Origin of the sequence: Streptomyces sp. NPDC050658 (assembly GCF_044457025.1) — a bacterium.
Classification (GTDB): domain Bacteria; phylum Actinomycetota; class Actinomycetes; order Streptomycetales; family Streptomycetaceae; genus Streptomyces.
Genome location: NZ_JBITGM010000003.1, coordinates 326,641 through 344,024 on the forward strand (window position 1 = coordinate 326,641; position 17,384 = coordinate 344,024).

A 17,384-nucleotide genomic window follows, 5' to 3' on the forward strand; every position below is an offset into this window, starting at 1 on the left:
GGGGTCGGCCAGGCAGGCTGGCACGTATGACCGCACGCGCCCTGTCTTCTGCCCCGCACGCCGCACTGCCGCCCGCGCGTTTCGCGGCGTACGACGGGCAGACCTGGAAGGAGATCGCGCATCTCCTCGCCAATCTGCCGCTGGGCGTGGCCGGTTTCGCCTATGTGACGGTGGCGCTCGCGGCGGGTCTCGGGCTCTCGGTGACGGTGGTCGGTCTGCCGCTGCTCGCGGGCGCGCTGCTCGGCGCGCGGCTGCTCGGCAAGGCGGAGCGGGCGCGGGCCAGGGGGCTGCTGGGGCTGCGGATCGAGGAGCCGAGCCCGATGCCGAAGCTGCGGGGGCACGGTTTTCTCGGCTGGCTGCGGTCGAGCCTGAAGGATCCGGTGGCCTGGCGCACGATGCTGTACGAGTTCATCCGGCTGCCCTGGGGCGTGGTGACGTTCGCGATCGCCTTCACCGGGCTCTTCGTGTTCTGGCCCGTGCTCCCCTACATAGCGCGCGGGCTGACCAACGCCGACCGGGCGATGGTGCGCGGGCTGCTCTCGCCCTCCGACGAGTTGGAGCGGCGCATCGCCGAGCTGGAGTCGGACCGGGGCGTCGTGGTCGACACGGCGGCGGCGGATCTGCGGCGTATCGAGCGGGATCTGCACGACGGGGCGCAGGCCCGCCTTGTCGCGCTCGCGATGGGGCTCGGTCTGGCCAAGGAGAAGCTCCTGGAGGATCCGGATGCGGCGGCGGCGATGGTCGACGAGGCGCACGGCGAGGTGAAGCTGGCCCTCCAGGAGCTGCGTGACCTGGCTCGCGGCATCCATCCGGCGGTCCTCACCGACCGCGGTCTGGACGCGGCGCTGTCGTCCGTGGCCTCGCGGTGCACGGTGCCGGTGAAGGTGACGGCCGATCTGCCGACCCGCCCGGCCGCCGCGATCGAGGGCATCGCGTACTTCACTGTCTCCGAGCTCCTGCAGAACGTGTCCAAGCACAGCGGGGCGCGCACGGCGTCCGTGGAGGTGTGGCGCTCGGAGCAGCGGCTGCTCATCCAGGTGTGGGACGACGGGCGGGGCGGCGCGAGTCTCGACGGCGGCTCGGGCATGGCGGGGCTCGCCGACCGGCTCGGCGCGGTCGACGGCCTGTTCGTCATCGACTCGCCGCAGGGCGGCCCGACGACGATCACGGCCGAGCTGCCGTGGCGGGACCGGGAGCAGGACAAGGGGCAGGACAAGGAGCAGGACAAGGGGCAGGACAAGGGGCAGGACAGGGACCGGGACAAGGGGCAGGACCGGGAGCGGGACGGTCGGGAGGCGGCTCGGGAGTAGGGAAAACCCCCGGTCCAAGACACCAACTCACCACATGGTCCGGATCGGCCCCGGCGAGGACGCTGGAGGTACAGGGCGCACGACCGAGCAGAAACGGACGACAGCGATGGCCACGGAGTACGGACAGGAGTACGGACGCATGGACCGTTCGGAGTTCCGGGGTTCCGACCTCGACGAGCGGCGCCGCCGTGTCCCCGCCGGGCTGCGCGCGCCGTTCGAGGCCCGCGCGTGGAAGGAGTTCGGCTATGTCCTGCTGAGCCTGCCCATCAGCATCGTCACGTTCACGTACGCGATCACGATGCTGTCGCTCGGCGCCGGCCTTCTGATCACGTTCATCGGCATCCCGGTGCTCGCCGCGGGCCTGGCCGGCTGCCGCGGCATCGGCGCCCTGGAGCGGGTGCGGGCGCGGTCGCTGCTCGGCCTGGAGGTGGCGAACCCCGAGCCGCTGCGGCCCAAGGGCGGCGGCGCGCTGGCGTGGATGGGCGCCGTCCTCAAGAGCGGTGTCTCCTGGCGGCACTTCCTCTACTCGGTGCTTCACATGCCGTGGGCGATCTTCTCGTTCACCGTGTCGGTGGTCTTCTGGTCGTACGGCTGGACGATGCTGACGTACCCGCTGTGGCAGTGGACCTTCCCGATGTACGGCGGGCAGGGCGGCATCCAGCTCTACGGCGACGACAACCACCGCGTCTACCTGGACAACCCCTTCGAGATCGGCGTCGTCGCCCTCACCGGACTGCTGATCACGCTGGCCACGCCCTGGATCATCCGGGCCCTGACCACCGTCGACCGCGTCATGGTGGCCGGTCTGCTCGGCCCGTCGAGCCTGGCGACGCGCGTCGTCGAGCTGGAGTCGGACCGGGGCGTCGTCGTGGACACCGCGGCGGCGGACCTGCGGCGCATCGAGCGGGACCTGCACGACGGGGCGCAGGCCCGACTGGTCGCGCTCGCCATGGACCTGGGGCTTGCCAAGGAGAAGCTGGCGGAGGACCCGGAGGCCGCGGCGCGCATGGTGGACGAGGCGCACGGCGAGGTGAAGGTCGCCCTCCAGGAGCTGCGCGACCTGGCCCGCGGCATCCATCCGGCGGTCCTCACCGACCGCGGTCTGGACGCGGCGCTGTCCGCGCTCGCCGCGCGGTGCACGGTTCCGGTGCAGGTCGAGGTGGATCTGCCCGCGCGTCCGGCCGCCGCGATCGAGGGCATCGCGTACTTCACGGTCTCCGAGCTCCTGCAGAACATCTCGAAGCACGCGCGGGCGCAGCGCGGCTCGGTCGACGTCTGGAAGGTCGAGGACCGGCTGATGCTCCAGGTCACCGACGACGGCGCGGGCGGCGCGGACGTGACCGCGGGCTCCGGCCTCGCGGGGCTCGCGGAGCGGCTCGACGCGGTGGACGGAATCCTGGTCGTGGACTCGCCGGTGGGCGGTCCGACGATGGTGACGGCGGAGCTGCCCTGGCGGGCGTAGCCCGCACCAGCAGACCGCATCAGCAGCACACATCAACAGCCCGCATCAACAGCCCGCATCAACAGTGCCTCGCCTCCCCCGAGTTGGGTACCTTCTGGCTGATCGGCCACAGGGGAAGTTCTCGGGGGAGGCGCGTCATGCAGCGAGGGCGGTCCCGTCTGCGCGAGCGGATACAGCAGCGGCTGCGGGGCGCGGAGCCCGTCGCGGACTCCGGGGGCGGCGGGCAGGACGCGGGCAACGGGCTGCCGTTCGACTACCGCGTACGCGTCCTCGTCGAGATCCAGGAGGACCCCGATGAACTGGCGCTCGCCGAGAGCCAGTTGACCGCCCGCGGCTGGCCGGTCCGGGAGCCGAAGCCGGGCGAGTACGCGCCGGACGAGGTGACACCGTCGTACGTACCGAGAATCGTCGAGGTCCGCCTCATCGGCGCTCGCGAGGGCGCGGCCCAGCATGCGCTGCACCAGGTCATGGACCTGTCGTACGCGAGGGAACTCGCCCTGCACGTAAGGGACGCGGCGCTGATCCAGCACCGGCCGGACCCGCACATCACCTGGCGGGTCCATTCGCGGCGGGTCCCAACGCCGCGCGAGCGGCTGAGGGGCTTGCTGGGCCTTCGCACCGCCGAATCGACGGAGGATCCGCAGCCCGAGCGCGTGATCCGGATCCCGGAGGACGCACCCGAGGCGGACGCGCTGGCCGCGGCGGCCTCGCACTCGCCGGCCTGGCCGCCGTTCGACCCCCGGCAGCACGAGGTGCGGCCCGCGCGGATCAACCAGGCGTCGCCGATGGCGCTGGCGCACTGCGTCATGGCCGGCGCCGCGGTCCTCATCGCCTCGCACGCCATCCTGTCGATGCGCAAGCCGTTCGACTCCTACTGGTGGCTCGACGGACGCGTCCTGTGCGTCATCGCGCTCACCGTCCATCTCGGCATCGGCGTCAAGTGGCTCTACTTCCAGTCCCCTTCCCTGCGCACCATCCTGCCCTGGGTGCTCCCGGTCGTCCTGCCCGCCGCGTTCGCCGCGGTTCCGCAGGTGGGGCAGTCGGTGTACGCGGGCTATCTGTCGGCCTTCGGTCTGTCCGGCGAGGTCTCGGCGGGGGCGTGGCCGGACGGCCTGATCGCCGGGCTCTGGGTGTCGCTCGCGTTTCTGTACGGACTGCTGGCGGGCCTGGGTGCGAGCGGCTGGGTGTTCCGGACGACCGCACGTTCCGGCTCCGCCCTCAGCATCACCGTGGTGCTGGGCGTGTACCTGGGCTGTGCCGCGGGCCTGTTCGTCCTCGCCGGCGCCGTGGTCGAACGCGCCGGCGACTCCGGCGACCGGGCCCTCGCCGCGGCGAAGGAGTACAAGACGCCCGGTGCCTACTACGGACTGAAGGCCGACTTCATCTGCGTACATCCGAAGGACAAGGACACCCCCGTCTACGGCGGCACCCTCCCCCAGGACCGTCCCCTCCTCACCTTCGGACCCAAGGGTGACCGCGTGACCCTCTGGGATCCGAAGACGAAGCGCGCTCTCAGCTTGCGTCTTGAAGACGCCTCCTTCGTGCCCGCCAAGAGCGAACACAAGAAGGCGGTCTGTCCACGAACCAGGTAACGCCCGCGCGCACGCGCGATACTGAGGTGCCGGGGGACGCAGGAACCAATATGCCGGGGGGCCATGGACGTGGAGGACAGAGTGCGGGTCGTCATCGCCGAGGATTCGGTGCTGCTGAGGGAGGGGCTGACCCGGTTGCTGACCGACCGCGGGCATGACGTCGTCGCGGGGGTGGGCGACGCGGAGGCGCTGATCAAGACGGTCGACGAGCTCTCCGCGGCGGACGCGCTGCCGGACGTGGTGGTGGCCGACGTGCGGATGCCGCCGACGCACACCGACGAGGGGGTGCGGGCGGCGGTGCGGCTGCGCCAGCAGTATCCGGGGCTCGGGGTGCTGGTCCTTTCGCAGTACGTCGAGGAGCAGTACGCCACCGAGCTGCTCGCCGGGTCCAGCCGCGGGGTCGGCTACCTGCTCAAGGACCGGGTCGCCGAGGTGCGTGAGTTCGTGGACGCGGTGGTGCGGGTCGCGCAGGGCGGCACCGCGCTCGACCCGGAGGTCGTGGCGCAGCTGCTCGGCCGCAGCCGCAAGCAGGACGTGCTGGCGAACCTGACGCCGCGCGAGCGCGAGGTGCTGGGCCTGATGGCCGAGGGGCGGACGAACTCGGCGATCGCCCGGCAGCTGGTGGTGAGCGACGGCGCCGTCGAGAAGCACGTCAGCAACATCTTCCTGAAGCTCGGCCTCTCGCAGAGTGACGGGGATCACCGACGGGTTCTGGCCGTGCTGACCTATCTCAACTCCTGAGGAACTGACACCCTGTCAGTTATTTAGCGGGCAACAAGGGTGCCACTAGGTCGAAGCTAGTTCGAGGGGTGACCATGACTCCGGCCAGGCACTCGCAAGGACGAGTACAGGAAGCAGCACACAGAGCACAGTCCTAGAACCAAAGGATGAGTGGGAGCGTCTTCCATGAGGGACCGGGGGGCGAGGCAGAACATGGCAAATCAGGGCAATTGCGCGTCTCAAAAGCACGTCCATCATGCGAGCGAGCCCGGGAAGGCGACCCTTACCGACGTAGGGTGGGCCTTGGGAAGGCTGGTCTTTCCGGCCTTTGCCGCTCAGCCGCCTCGAGGAGGTCCAGTTCAGTGACCAGCCAGGTCAGTAGCCCAGCCGAGCAGGCCGACGGGGCAGTCGTCGGAGAGCAACGCAAGCCCGCTGGTGAGAAGGATGTCCGTCGTCTGGACCGGGTGATCATCCGCTTCGCGGGTGACTCCGGGGACGGCATGCAGCTCACCGGTGACCGGTTCACTTCCGAGACGGCGTCCTTCGGCAACGATCTCTCGACGCTGCCGAACTTCCCCGCCGAGATCCGTGCCCCCGCCGGGACGCTGCCGGGCGTCTCCTCCTTCCAGCTGCACTTCGCCGACCACGACATCCTCACGCCGGGTGACGCGCCGAACGTCCTGGTGGCGATGAACCCGGCCGCGCTGAAGGCCAACATCGGCGACGTGCCGCGCGGCGCGGAGATCATCGTCAACACGGACGAGTTCTCCAAACGGGCGATGCAGAAAGTCGGCTACGAGACCAGTCCGCTGGAGGACGGCTCGCTGGACGGTTACAACGTCCACCCGGTGCCGCTGACCACGCTCACGGTCGAGGCGCTCAAGGAGTTCGACCTCTCCCGCAAGGACGCGGGCCGCAGCAAGAACATGTTCGCGCTGGGCCTGCTGAGCTGGATGTACCACCGGCCGACCGAGGGCACCGAGAAGTTCCTGCGGACGAAGTTCGCGAAGAAGCCGGACATCGCCGAGGCCAATATCGCGGCCTTCCACGCGGGCTGGAACTTCGGCGAGACGACAGAGGATTTCGCGGTCTCGTACGAGGTCGCCCCGGCCGCCAAGGCCTTCCCCACCGGCACCTACCGCAACATCTCGGGGAACCTGGCCCTGTCGTACGGGCTGATCGCGGCGGGCCGGCAGGCGGATCTGCCGCTCTACCTGGGCTCCTACCCGATCACCCCGGCCTCGGACATCCTGCACGAGCTGTCGAAGCACAAGAACTTCGGCGTGCGCACCTTCCAGGCCGAGGACGAGATCGCGGGCATCGGCGCGGCGCTCGGCGCGGCCTTCGGCGGCTCGCTCGCCGTGACCACGACATCGGGCCCCGGCGTCGCCCTGAAGTCCGAGACGATCGGCCTCGCGGTCTCCCTGGAGCTGCCACTCCTTGTCGTGGACATCCAGCGGGGCGGGCCCTCCACCGGTCTGCCGACCAAGACGGAGCAGGCTGACCTGCTGCAGGCGATGTACGGGCGCAACGGCGAGGCGCCGGTGCCGATCGTGGCGCCCAGGACGCCGGCCGACTGCTTCGACGCGGCCATCGAGGCGGCCCGGATCGCGGTCACCTACCGCACCCCCGTGTTCCTCCTCTCCGACGGCTATCTCGCCAACGGCTCGGAGCCCTGGCGGATCCCGGACACCGATGAACTCCCGGACCTGCGCGTGCAGTTCACCTTGAGCCCGAACCACACCGAGGAAGACGGCACCGAGGTCTTCTGGCCCTACAAGCGCGACCCGCAGACGCTGGCCCGCCCCTGGGCGATCCCCGGCACGCCCGGCCTCGAGCACCGCATCGGCGGCATCGAGAAGCAGGACGGCACGGGCAACATCTCGTACGACCCGGCCAACCACGACTTCATGGTCCGCACCCGCCAGGCCAAGGTCGACGGCATCCAGGTCCCCGACCTGGAGGTCGACGACGCGACGGGCGACGCCGAGCTGCTCGTCCTGGGCTGGGGTTCGACCTACGGCCCGATCACCGCGGCGGTCCGCCGGCTGCGCGCGGCCGGCGAGAAGGTGGCCCAGGCCCATCTGCGCCACCTCAACCCCTTCCCGCGGAATCTGGGCGAGGTCCTGAAGCGTTACGACAAGGTGGTGATTCCCGAGATGAACCTCGGGCAGCTCGCCACGCTCGTCCGCGCCAGGTTCCTGGTGGACGCGGTCTCGTACAACCAGGTCAATGGAATGCCGTTCAAGGCCGAGCAGCTCGCCACGGCTCTCAAGGAGGCCATCAATGGCTGACACGAAGACCGAAGGCACCGGGAGCACGATCGAAGCGCTTTCGCTGGTGCCCAAGGCCGAGGCCAAGCAGTCCATGAAGGACTTCAAGTCCGACCAGGAGGTGCGTTGGTGCCCCGGCTGCGGTGACTACGCCGTCCTGGCGGCGGTGCAGGGCTTCATGCCCGAGCTGGGCCTGGCGAAGGAGAACATCGTCTTCGTCTCGGGCATCGGCTGCTCGTCCCGCTTCCCGTACTACATGAACACGTACGGGATGCACTCGATCCACGGCCGCGCCCCGTCCATCGCCACCGGACTCGCCTCGTCGCGGCGGGACTTGAGCGTGTGGGTGGTGACCGGTGACGGCGACGCGCTGTCGATCGGCGGCAACCACCTGATCCACGCGCTGCGGCGCAACGTGAACCTGAAGATCCTGCTCTTCAACAACCGGATCTACGGCCTCACCAAGGGTCAGTACTCGCCGACCTCCGAACTCGGCAAGATCACCAAGTCGACGCCGATGGGCTCGCTCGACGCCCCGTTCAACCCGGTCTCGCTCGCCATCGGCGCGGAGGCCAGCTTCGTGGCGCGGACGGTGGACTCGGACCGCAAGCACCTCACGTCGGTGCTGCGCGAGGCGGCCGAGCACCCCGGCACGGCGCTGGTGGAGATCTACCAGAACTGCAACATCTTCAACGACGGCGCCTTCGAGGTCCTGAAGGACAAGCAGCAGGCCGAGGAGGCGGTGATCCGCCTCGAACACGGGCAGCCGATCCGCTTCGGGACCCCCCTGGAGAACGGGCTCGGCGCCAAGGGGGTCGTGCGGGACGCGGCGACCGGCGATCTCAAGGTTGTCCCGGTCACGTCTGAGACCGAGTCTCAGATTCTCGTCCATGACGCGCACTCGACCTCACCGACGCAGGCCTTCGCGCTCTCCCGGCTCGCGGACCCCGACACCCTGCACCACACGCCCATCGGTGTCTTCCGCGACGTCGAGCGCCCGGTCTACGACACGCTCATGGCCGACCAGCTCGACACCGCCATCGAGCAGAACGGCAAGGGAGATCTTGCCGCGCTGCTCGCGGGCGGGGACACGTGGACGGTTGTGGGCTAGGGCCTGTCGCCGCCTGCCTCCTCCGAAGCCCGGCCCTGATGCTTCAGGGCCGGGCTTCGTCGTACTGCCGACGTACTGCCGACGTGATCCCGACCTGATCCCGACGTGATCCCGACGTGCCGCACGTCATGACCGTCTTCGCGATACGGGCATGACACGAGGGTGTCCGTACCGCTACCTTCTTGAGGGCAGCGTGGGGCTGCGGAGCACCAAGGAGGGGCCGTGGACAGCGCAGCAGCGGAGCAGTCGAAGGGCGAGGCGCGCATAGGACTGCTGAACGGCTTCGCGGCCTACGGAATGTGGGGCCTGGTCCCGCTCTTCTGGCCGCTGCTCAAGCCCGCGGGGGCCGGCGAGATCCTGGCCCACCGGATGGCGTGGTCGCTGGTCGTGGTCGGCGTCGCCCTGCTCTTCGTACGCCGCTGGGCCTGGGCCGGCGAGCTCCTGAGGCAGCCGCGCAGGCTGGGCCTCATCACGATCGCCGCGGCGGTCATCACCGTCAACTGGGGCGTCTACATCTGGGCCGTGAACTCCGGCCATGTCGTCGAGGCCTCGCTCGGCTACTTCATCAACCCCCTCGTCACCATCGCCATGGGCGTCCTGCTGCTCGGCGAGCGGCTGCGGCCCGTGCAGTGGACCGCCGTCGCCATCGGCCTCGCAGCGGTCCTCGTGCTCGCCATCGGCGCCGGACAGCCGCCGTGGATCTCGCTCTGCCTGGCCTTCTCCTTCGCCACGTACGGACTGGTGAAGAAGAAGGTGGGCCTCGGCGGCCTGGAGTCGCTCGCCGCCGAGACCGCGATCCAGTTCCTGCCGGCGGTCGGCTTCCTGGTGTGGCTGGGCACGCAGGGCGAGTCCACGTTCGGGGCGGAGGGCTTCGGCCACGCGGCGCTCCTTGCCGCCACCGGCGTGGTCACCGCGGCCCCGCTGGTCTGCTTCGGGGCGGCGGCGATCCGGGTGCCGCTCTCCACGCTGGGGCTGCTCCAGTACCTCGCGCCCGTCTTCCAGTTCCTGCTCGGGATCCTGTACTTCCACGAGGCGATGCCGCCGGAGCGGTGGGCCGGGTTCGGGCTCGTGTGGCTGGCGCTGACGCTGCTGACCTGGGACGCGTTGCGCTCCGCTCGGCGTAACGCGGCCCGGCTTGCCGCTGCTCGGAAGGCTTCCGCGGGGTCGGCGTCCGCCGCGGAGCGGGAGAGCGAAGCGGCGGTTTGACCTCCGGGGGAACCGCCTTCGGCTGCGGGTGCGCTGTGGCTGGTCGCGCCGTTCCCCGCGCCCCTTACGGGGCGCCCCCTCAGCCCCACGCCCCCGAAGCCGCCGCCGCCTTCGCGTACACGCCGAAGTCCCTCGGCTCCCTGCCCAGCACCTCGCGTACGCCGGGCGCGGGTGCCGCGTTGTGGCCCTCCGCCAGCCACGCCAGTACGTCGGCCAGGGCCCGGGCGTCGGCGGTGGGGACGCCCGCATCGGTCAGCTCCCCGACGTATTCGTCCGGCGAGACGTCCTCGAAGCGCATCTCGCGGCCCGACGCCTGTGCCAACTCCGCCACCGCCTGTGCGAAGGACATCGCACGCGGACCCGACAGTACATAGACGCGGCCCGTGTGCCCGTCCTCGGTGAGCAGCGCGGCGGCCACGTCCGCGATGTCGTCCACGTCGATGAACGGCTCCGGCACGTCGCCGACCGGCAGCGCCAGGCGGCCCGCGACGAGGGGCGCGTGGAAGATGTCCTCGTCGAAGTTCTGGGTGAAGTTGTTGGGGCGGATCACCGTCCAGTCCACGCCCCGGTCCCTGACCACCCGCTCCGCCTCCGCCATCGACGGCTCGAAGGTGTCGCCGTACACCTCGACGCCCCGCCCGGAGAGCACCACGAAGCGGCGTACGCCGGCGGCCACCGCCTGGTCGATGAAGTCGGCGACCGGCTCGGCGCTCGGCGGTCCCACGAAGTAGAGCGCGGTCACGCCTTCGAGGACGGGCGCCCAGGTGGCGCGGTCGGTCCAGTCGAAGCGGGTCTCTCCGGAGCGGGACGCCGCCCGCACGGTGTGCCCCTGGTCCCGCAGCCGGGTCACGATACGGCGGCCGGTCTTGCCGGTGGCACCGAGGACCAGGATGTTCGGGTTCGACGTCTGCGCGGCCTGCGCCGTCTGAGCTGCGTTGTTGTCGGTCATGGGTTCAGGAAACCCTCCGGCGGGCCGCCGGGACATGGGCATCCGTCTCGCTCGGATGGGAGTACGTCTACGGGCCGCCCCGTCCGTCTACCGTGGGGGCATGGACGCATTGGGGGATCTGCTGCGCGGCGTACGCGCGGACGGGGCACTGTTCAACCGGGCCGTGCTGAGCGGGCGTTGGGAGTCCGAGCACGGCGAGGGCTCCGCGCTGACGCTGGTCGCGGTGGTGCGCGGCGCCGCGCGGATCGCCGCCGCCTCCGGTGAGCCGCACACGCTGCGGGAGGGTGACGCGGCCGTGGTGTGCACGACCGCCCCGTTCCGGCTGACCGCCGACGACGACCACACGGAGTGCGAACTGGTCACCGGCGCCTACCGGTTGGGCAGTTCCGTCGGCCGCCGCCTGATCAGCACGCTGCCGCCGCTCCTCGTGGTACCCGGCGCCGACGACTGCACGCCCATCCTGGAGCTGATCGCCGCCGAGGTGGCCGCCGACCGGCCGGGCCGCCAGTACGTGATGGACCGGATGCTCGACTGGATGCTGGCCTGCACCCTGCGCGAGTGGTTCGACCTGCCCGAGGCCTGCCCGCCCGCCTGGTACCGGGCGCTCGGCGACGACGTGGTCGGCCCCGCCCTGCACGCCATGCACGACGAGCCGTCGCGCCCCTGGACGGTGGCGTCCCTGGCCGCGCGCGCCCAGGTGTCCCGCGCCGCCTTCGCCCGCAACTTCGCCGAGCTGGTCGGCAAGCCCCCGATGGCGTACCTCACGGAGTGGCGGATGACGCTCGCCGCCGAGCTGCTCGCCGAGCCGGGCGCGACAGTCGCCGCCGTGGCCGGTCAGGTCGGGTACGCGGACGGGTTCGGCTTCAGCGACGCCTTCAAGCGGATCCGGGGCATCGCACCGAGCGGCTACCGCGCCTCGCTGACGGCGGGGCGGCCGGACTCGGCGGCGCTCCGGGCGGCGGGCTGACCGCCGCCCGCGACGGGCCCGCCGCCGCGCCGGCGACCGCGCAGGCCGAACGCGGAGACGACCGCGCCGAGCAGCACCATCAGGAGCGGTACGACGAGGGCCACCCGGAAGGCGGAAAGACCCGACGCGCCGGTCGCGGACTCCGCGATGCCGTGCACCGCCGTGACACCCGAGACGCCGATCGCCGCGCCGAACTGCAGCGCCGTCTGCAACAGGCCGCTGGCCAGGCCCTGTTCGCGTTCCGCGACGCCGTCCGTCGCCGCGATCATCAGCGGGCCGAGGGCGAGCGCGAACGCCGTCCCGGCCAGGACCAGCGTCGGGAACATCGCCGCGTACGTCCAGTCCATGCCGACCGGCAGGAAAAGACCGTACGCCGCGATGGCCAGCAGGAACCCGCCGAGGATGACCCGCGCGTTGCCGAACCGCGCGACCAGGCGCGGGGTGAGCGTCGGCGCGAGGATCACGTCGCAGCCCATCACCACCATGGCGATCGCGGTCTGCCAGGACGACCAGCCGCGCAGCTCCTGGAGGTAGAGCGTCAGGACGAACTGGAAGCCCATGAACGCCCCGACGAACAGCAGCGCCCCGAGCCCGGCCCGCACCACCGACCCCGTACGCAGAATCCCCAGCCGCACCAGCGGCTGCGCGACCCGCCGCTCGATCCGCACGAAGGCGGCGCCGAGCAGCAGCCCCGCACCGGCCGCGCCGAGCGTCAACGGCCAGCCCGCCAGGCCGTGTTCGAGGCGTACGACTCCGAAGGCGAGCAGCAGCATCGCGCCGGCCACCGCTCCCGCGCCCCCGAGGTCGAACCCGCCCGCGCGCCCCCGCACCCGCGCCGCCTCCTTCGGGATGAGCCGCACGGCCGCCGCGAGAACCGCCCCCGCGAGCAGCACCGGCGCGAAGAACACCCACCGCCAGCCGAGCCCGGCCAGGAGTCCGCCGATGACCAGGCCGAGCGAGAAGCCGCCCGCCGATGTGCCGGCGAAGACGAGCAGCGCCTTGTTTCGCTCGGGGCCCTCGGCGTACGAGGTGGTGATGATCGACATCGCGGCCGGGGTCATGAAGGCGGCGGCGAGGCCCGTCACGAAGCGGGCGACGATCAGCATCCAGCCCTCGGTGGCGAGTCCGCCGAGCCCGGAGAAGACGACGAAGACGCCGAGCCAGGTGAGGAACATCCGCCGCCTGCCCAGCAGATCGGCCGCCCGGCCGCCGAGCAGGGTGAAACCGGCGTACCCGAGGACGTACGCACTGAGGACCCACGCCGCGGTGCCCGTGGACAGGCCGAGATCGGCCCGGATCGCGGGGATCGCGATCGCCAGCATCGCGATGTCGGCACCTTCGAGGAAGATCGTCCCGCAGAGGACGAGCAGCAGTGCCCAGGCCCGTGCGCCCATGAGTGCTCCCGGTGAAGTCGGCGGTTGCTCCGGTTACTTCGGCCGGATGCTTCGGCCGGCTCGCCTGTTCCGGTTACCCGGAAGAGGGTCGGTTCCCTCTTGTAACCAATGGCAGCCTGCGGCACGATCGGCACGTACGGAAGAAGGCACTTTGAAGTCACCGAGTAACCCCGGAGGCACCGTGAGCGCGGGCGTGGGCGTGGACTACGGCGATGCCGATCCCTTCCAGTGGGACACCCGCGAGGACTGCCAGGTGCGGCAGATCCTCGACCGGGTCGCCGACAAGTGGTCGCTCCTGACCATCGCCCTCCTGGAGCACCGCACGCTCCGCTTCACTGAGCTGCGGCGGGAGATCGACGGCATCAGCCAGCGCATGCTGACGGTCACGCTGCGCCAGCTGGAGCGCGACGGCCTGGTGAAGCGGACGGTGCATCCCGTGGTCCCGCCGCGCGTGGAGTACGAACTCACCCCGCTGGGCGGCACGTTGCACCACACCATCCAGACCCTGGTGACGTGGACGGAGCAGCACCAGAACGAGATCGCGGCGGCGCGGGAGGCCTACGACGAGCGGGCGGCGGAGGAGGCGGGCTAAGCCTTCGACGAGGAGTCGGGCCAAGCCTCCGGAGAGTCGGTCCGGGCCGCCGACGCCTCACCCCGCGCCCGGTGCGTCCGCACCTTCTGGCGGTTGCCGCACCGCTCCATCGAGCACCAGCGGCGGCGGCCCGGCCGTGAGGTGTCGACGAAGAGCAAGTAGCAGTTGTGGGTGGCACATTCGCGTACGCGGTCCGCGTGCGGCCCGGTGAACAGGTCGACGGCGTCGCGGGCGACGGTCGACAGAAGTCGGGTGCCGGTGGCGCCCGCCGCCCACGCGCGCGTGCCGTCCGGTTCGATGCGGGCGGCGAGCGGGGGCTCGGCCGCCGCGGCGTTCACGACGGACAGCTGACCGGGGTCGAGCGGGCGCCCGTGGGCCCGGTCGGCGGCGAGCAGGAACAGCGCGTCGCGGAGCTCCCGTGCGGCGGCCAACTCGCCCTCGCCGACCTCGATCTCATGGCCCGGCGGCATCCCGAGCCGGCACTCCCCCGCCCAGCGCGCCAGGTCGGCGGGCTGGTGGAGCACCTCGAAGCGGCGGAACTCGCCCGGACCGCCGGTCGCCACCAGCTCCAGGCAGAGGGTGCCGGGGTCGAAGTGGAAGGGGCGCCCCGTGGGCGGGATCAGCAGCAGCCCCGGTCGTTCGGCCTGTCCCCTGGCACTCTCCATCATGTAACCACTATAACTGGTTACATGACACTGCACTGGAAGCTCGTCGTCGACGCCAACGATCCGCACGCCCAGGCCGCCTTCTGGGCCGAGACCCTGGGATACGAGGTCGAGGACAACAGCGCCCTGATCACCCGCCTGCTCGGCTTCGGCGCCCTCGCCGAGTCCGACGTGGTCGACTTCCGGGGCCGGCACGCCTTCCGCGATCTGGTGGCCGTGCGGCATCCCGACGACCCGTACGACGAGGACAGCGGCACCGGCCTGGGCCGCCGGATCCTCTTCCAGCGCGTACCGGAGACGAAGAGCGGCAAGAACCGGCTGCACATCGACGTCCACTCCGCGCCCAACGAGCGCGAGCGCGAGGTCGCCCGCGTCGAGGCGCTCGGCGCGGCCGTACTGCGGCGCGAGAAGCAGCCGGGCGGCGAGTGGGTCGTGATGACAGACCCGGAGGGGAACGAGTTCTGCGTCCACTAAGGGCGCGGGCGCGGGTGCGGGTCCGGGTCTCCTGGCGCCGAGCTCACAGCAGCAGGCGCGTCACCATCTCGTCGATCAGCCGCTCGGGCCGATGCGGCGCCAGGAGCTCCGGAATGGTCAGGTCGTCGACCATGAAGCCGAACATGGCCAGATAGAGCAGCACCATGCCCATGCTGTCGCCGGGCAGCCGGTTCTCCAGGTGGAAGCTGATGTTGCCTGCCAGCTCGGCGCTGAAGAAGCGGGTCAGCTCGGCGTGGAGTTCGGGGCTGCGCGTGGCCATCAGCCGCAGCTCCAGCATGGCCAGATGGCTGCTGCGGTCCTGGTGCATCCGCTCGACGATCTGGTGCATGAAGGTCTTCACCAGCTCGTGCGAGGGCTCAGCCTTGAGCATCTCGGCGACGTCCGCCGGATCGGGCGTCAGCCGTTCGCGCGTACGGCCCATGATCTGGCCCAGCATGTCGGCGCGGTTCGTGAAGTAGTTGGACGCGGTGCCGGTGGGGACGCCCGCCTCGGTGTCGAGCGCGCGGAGGGTCAGACCGCGCGAGCCCTCGCGGGCGAGCACCTCGATGGCGGCGTCCAGCAGGGCGGTGCGGCGGGCGGGGTTCTGACGCATGAGGTTCCGTTCTCCGAAAACGATTGACACCACTGCAAGTGAAGTACTACCTTCAAACCACTTCAAGCAGAGTACATCAGCTGAAGCGGCCGGCCTGGCCTCACTCGGCCGCATCCGGCCCGACCTGATCGCCCTACCCTGGAGCCCTTTTGCGAGTTCACCCCACCGGCCTGTCCCGCACCTCCGCCACCGCCCTGCGCTTCAACGACCGGCGCTCCCCGAAGCCCCGCTCGATCCCGCGCCCCCGCCCGCTGCCCAAGCCGGGCACGCGCCGCTAGCCGGGCACGCGCCGCCGGCCGAGTACGCGTCACCAGCCGAGCACGCGCCGCCAGCCGCCGGAATTCACCGTGTCGGCCAACCGATCCTTCGATTCCGGCGTCAGTATCACTACATTCACTGCATTCAACCGAAAGTGACCACATGTGACCGAGCGACAGCTCGACGCTCCGCCATCCCCTGACAGGAGACCAGCCGGATGACCGGCCAGCAGCTCGTCGTGCAGTTGATCGCGGCGGCGTCGAGAACCGTCTGACCATGGCCGACGCGCGGCGTCTCGTGGGGGCGCGTGCCGAGCTGCCCGTGCCGCGCGGGCCTGCGCGGTGGCCGCTCGTCGCCGTCTGCGCCGCGTTCGCCGTGCTGCCACTGGCGCTCGTGCCGATCACGCTGCCGCTCGGCTGGGACGAGATCGTCTACGCGAGCCGGTTCGAACCGTACGGTCCCGCCACACCGTTCAGCGCGCCCCGCACGCGCGGCGTCCCGCTGCTCATCGCGCCCGTCGCCTACTGGAGCGACTCGGTCGTGCTGCTCAGGGTGTGGCTGACCGTACTGTCGACCGGCGCGCTCTATCTGGGGTTCCGGCCCTGGCTGCGGGTGTTCGACCGGCGGCCCGCCACCGTCGCGGTCGCCGCGGGGCTGTACGGCAGCCTCTGGTTCGCCCTGTTCTACGCGGGCGCCGCCATGCCGAACCACTACACCGCCATGGGGGCGGTCGCAGCCGTCGGGCTCTTCCTGCGCCTCCGGCCGACTCCCTTTACGTACGCGGGAATCGGCGCGGCCATCGCCCTCGCCACGCTCATGCGGCCCAACGACGGTGCCGCCGTCGCCGCCCCGCTCCTCCTCGCCTCGTTCGGGGTGCTCACCCCGCGCTCCCCCGCCCGTGCCGCAGCCGCCCTCGGCGGTGTCCTCGCCGGAGCCCTGCCGTGGGTGATCGAGGCGTACGTCAGGTTCGGCGGCGTACGCGAACGGCTCGGCGACGCGAGTGACGTGCAGGGCGGGCTGCGGCCGCTCGCCGCGCTCACCGCGCAGTTCACCGTCGCGGACGGCCCGTTGCTCTGCCGGCCCTGCGACGCCGACAGCGTCAGGGCGGTCGCCCTGGAGTGGTGGGTGCTGCTCGCGCTGCTCGTGGCCGCAGGCCTGTGGGCGGCGCGGCGGACGGACCGGGGCGCACGGGTGCTCTGGCTCGCGGTCGCCGTGGGCAGTACGGCGGCGCTCCCCTACCTCCTGCTCGTCCCCTACGGGGCACCGCGCTTCCTGCTGCCCACCCACGCCCTGCTCGCGCTCCCCGCGGCCGTGGGGCTGCTCGCCCTGGCCGACCGGGCGCTGGCCGCACGCCGGCGCCGCGTCGCGGGCGGCGTGCTCCTCGCCGTACTCGCCTGCCATCTCGCCGTCCAACTCCCGCTCGCCCACGGCAACGGCCGCATCCAGGCCGGCGCCCGCGGCGACTGGAGCCGCGTCACCGAGGTCCTGCGTGCGCAGGGCGTCCGCCCGCCGTGCGTGATCCAGGGCAACACCTCGGTGATTCCCGTCGCGTACGTCTCCGGATGCGTGGCCGCCGATCGCGGTGACCGGCGGCGGCCGACCGCGCTGGTGCTGCGGGAGGGGACGGTGCCGCGCTGGGCCCGCGACTGGCAACGCCGTCCGGTGCCGGACACGTACGCGCCGGGCTGGACCGTGCTGGTGCCGCCGAGCGCCGCGTCGTCCGAGGCTTAAGCCACTGCGTCACCCACCGCACCGACCGCTATGCGGAACGAAGCGACCGATACGCGCTCTTGACGCA

16 protein-coding genes are annotated in these 17,384 nt (G+C 71.2%); 12 read left to right on the top strand and 4 right to left on the bottom strand.

Annotated elements, in window-relative coordinates; genetic code table 11:
- Positions 1-26 precede the first annotated feature (26 nt).
- The 7 genes from ACIBKX_RS13105 (at position 27) to rarD (ending at position 9,674) form a co-directional block, all read left to right on the top strand.
- Entirely contained in the window at positions 27-1,310 is a 1,284-nt protein-coding gene (locus tag ACIBKX_RS13105) for a sensor domain-containing protein (protein ID WP_363272878.1), read from the top strand.
- 106 nt (positions 1,311-1,416) lie between these two features.
- The gene (locus tag ACIBKX_RS13110; protein ID WP_399375745.1) at positions 1,417-2,772 is read left to right on the top strand and encodes a sensor histidine kinase; all 1,356 of its coding nucleotides are present in this window, start codon (positions 1,417-1,419) and stop codon (positions 2,770-2,772) included.
- A gap of 137 nt (positions 2,773-2,909) precedes the next feature.
- Positions 2,910-4,364: a hypothetical protein gene (locus ACIBKX_RS13115; RefSeq protein WP_363272876.1), complete on the top strand. Its 1,455-nt coding sequence runs from the start codon at positions 2,910-2,912 to the stop codon at positions 4,362-4,364.
- 63 nt (positions 4,365-4,427) lie between these two features.
- Positions 4,428-5,105, top strand: coding sequence for a response regulator transcription factor (locus ACIBKX_RS13120; protein WP_363272875.1), 678 nt, complete (start codon positions 4,428-4,430; stop codon positions 5,103-5,105).
- Between the two features lie 341 nt (positions 5,106-5,446).
- Positions 5,447-7,378, top strand: coding sequence for a 2-oxoacid:acceptor oxidoreductase subunit alpha (locus tag ACIBKX_RS13125; protein WP_363272874.1), 1,932 nt, complete (start codon positions 5,447-5,449; stop codon positions 7,376-7,378).
- Positions 7,371-8,468, top strand: a complete 1,098-nt coding sequence (locus ACIBKX_RS13130) for a 2-oxoacid:ferredoxin oxidoreductase subunit beta (RefSeq protein ID WP_363272873.1) — start codon at positions 7,371-7,373, stop codon at positions 8,466-8,468. The genes ACIBKX_RS13125 and ACIBKX_RS13130 overlap by 8 nt, the downstream gene beginning before the upstream one ends.
- Positions 8,469-8,765: 297 nt before the next feature.
- Positions 8,766-9,674 carry an EamA family transporter RarD gene (gene rarD / locus ACIBKX_RS13135; protein WP_399375783.1) on the top strand — a complete coding sequence of 303 codons (909 nt, stop codon included), beginning with the start codon at positions 8,766-8,768 and terminating at the stop codon, positions 9,672-9,674.
- Between the two features lie 79 nt (positions 9,675-9,753).
- Here the strand turns inward: rarD and ACIBKX_RS13140 are convergent, their stop codons facing one another.
- Positions 9,754-10,623, bottom strand: a complete 870-nt coding sequence (locus ACIBKX_RS13140) for an NAD(P)H-binding protein (RefSeq protein ID WP_363272870.1) — start codon at positions 10,621-10,623, stop codon at positions 9,754-9,756.
- Between the two features lie 100 nt (positions 10,624-10,723).
- On the opposite strand from ACIBKX_RS13140, the gene ACIBKX_RS13145 reads away from it, so the two are divergent.
- Positions 10,724-11,590, top strand: coding sequence for an AraC family transcriptional regulator (locus ACIBKX_RS13145; protein WP_363272869.1), 867 nt, complete (start codon positions 10,724-10,726; stop codon positions 11,588-11,590).
- On the opposite strand, the gene ACIBKX_RS13150 is transcribed toward ACIBKX_RS13145, so the two are convergent.
- Complete coding sequence (locus ACIBKX_RS13150; RefSeq protein ID WP_363272868.1) at positions 11,530-12,984, bottom strand: MFS transporter; 1,455 nt, start codon at positions 12,982-12,984, stop codon at positions 11,530-11,532. The two genes, ACIBKX_RS13145 and ACIBKX_RS13150, sit on opposite strands and share 61 nt — an antisense overlap.
- Positions 12,985-13,165: 181 nt before the next feature.
- On the opposite strand from ACIBKX_RS13150, the gene ACIBKX_RS13155 reads away from it, so the two are divergent.
- Positions 13,166-13,576, top strand: coding sequence for a helix-turn-helix domain-containing protein (locus tag ACIBKX_RS13155; RefSeq protein ID WP_363272867.1), 411 nt, complete (start codon positions 13,166-13,168; stop codon positions 13,574-13,576).
- Here the strand turns inward: ACIBKX_RS13155 and ACIBKX_RS13160 are convergent.
- Positions 13,573-14,244, bottom strand: a complete 672-nt coding sequence (locus ACIBKX_RS13160) for a CGNR zinc finger domain-containing protein (protein WP_363272866.1) — start codon at positions 14,242-14,244, stop codon at positions 13,573-13,575. The two genes, ACIBKX_RS13155 and ACIBKX_RS13160, sit on opposite strands and share 4 nt — an antisense overlap.
- 21 nt (positions 14,245-14,265) lie before the next feature.
- Here ACIBKX_RS13160 and ACIBKX_RS13165 point away from each other — a divergent pair, with 21 nt between their 5' ends.
- Positions 14,266-14,715, top strand: coding sequence for a VOC family protein (locus tag ACIBKX_RS13165; RefSeq protein ID WP_363272865.1), 450 nt, complete (start codon positions 14,266-14,268; stop codon positions 14,713-14,715).
- 43 nt (positions 14,716-14,758) lie between these two features.
- On the opposite strand, the gene ACIBKX_RS13170 is transcribed toward ACIBKX_RS13165, so the two are convergent.
- Positions 14,759-15,328, bottom strand: coding sequence for a TetR family transcriptional regulator (locus tag ACIBKX_RS13170; protein WP_363272864.1), 570 nt, complete (start codon positions 15,326-15,328; stop codon positions 14,759-14,761).
- 149 nt (positions 15,329-15,477) lie between these two features.
- Here ACIBKX_RS13170 and ACIBKX_RS13175 point away from each other — a divergent pair, with 149 nt between their 5' ends.
- Both ACIBKX_RS13175 and ACIBKX_RS13180 read left to right on the top strand, forming a co-directional pair.
- Positions 15,478-15,606 (top strand): hypothetical protein, encoded by a 129-nt coding sequence (locus ACIBKX_RS13175; RefSeq protein WP_363272863.1) that lies wholly within the window; start codon positions 15,478-15,480, stop codon positions 15,604-15,606.
- A 256-nt stretch (positions 15,607-15,862) separates the two neighbouring features.
- A complete protein-coding gene (locus tag ACIBKX_RS13180) occupies positions 15,863-17,317 on the top strand; it encodes a hypothetical protein (RefSeq protein ID WP_363272862.1) in 1,455 nt (484 codons plus the stop codon).
- Positions 17,318-17,384 lie beyond the last annotated feature (67 nt).

Coding starts and splice junctions, on each gene's coding strand:
- ACIBKX_RS13105 (WP_363272878.1), top strand. CDS start 27: ATGACCGCACGCGCCCTGTCTTCTGCCCCGCACGCCGCACTGCCGCCC.
- ACIBKX_RS13110 (WP_399375745.1), top strand. CDS start 1,417: ATGGCCACGGAGTACGGACAGGAGTACGGACGCATGGACCGTTCGGAG.
- ACIBKX_RS13115 (WP_363272876.1), top strand. CDS start 2,910: ATGCAGCGAGGGCGGTCCCGTCTGCGCGAGCGGATACAGCAGCGGCTG.
- ACIBKX_RS13120 (WP_363272875.1), top strand. CDS start 4,428: ATGGACGTGGAGGACAGAGTGCGGGTCGTCATCGCCGAGGATTCGGTG.
- ACIBKX_RS13130 (WP_363272873.1), top strand. CDS start 7,371: ATGGCTGACACGAAGACCGAAGGCACCGGGAGCACGATCGAAGCGCTT.
- rarD (WP_399375783.1), top strand. CDS start 8,766: ATGTGGGGCCTGGTCCCGCTCTTCTGGCCGCTGCTCAAGCCCGCGGGG.
- ACIBKX_RS13140 (WP_363272870.1), bottom strand. CDS start 10,623: ATGACCGACAACAACGCAGCTCAGACGGCGCAGGCCGCGCAGACGTCG.
- ACIBKX_RS13145 (WP_363272869.1), top strand. CDS start 10,724: ATGGACGCATTGGGGGATCTGCTGCGCGGCGTACGCGCGGACGGGGCA.
- ACIBKX_RS13150 (WP_363272868.1), bottom strand. CDS start 12,984: ATGGGCGCACGGGCCTGGGCACTGCTGCTCGTCCTCTGCGGGACGATC.
- ACIBKX_RS13160 (WP_363272866.1), bottom strand. CDS start 14,244: ATGATGGAGAGTGCCAGGGGACAGGCCGAACGACCGGGGCTGCTGCTG.
- ACIBKX_RS13165 (WP_363272865.1), top strand. CDS start 14,266: ATGACACTGCACTGGAAGCTCGTCGTCGACGCCAACGATCCGCACGCC.
- ACIBKX_RS13170 (WP_363272864.1), bottom strand. CDS start 15,328: ATGCGTCAGAACCCCGCCCGCCGCACCGCCCTGCTGGACGCCGCCATC.
- ACIBKX_RS13180 (WP_363272862.1), top strand. CDS start 15,863: ATGGCCGACGCGCGGCGTCTCGTGGGGGCGCGTGCCGAGCTGCCCGTG.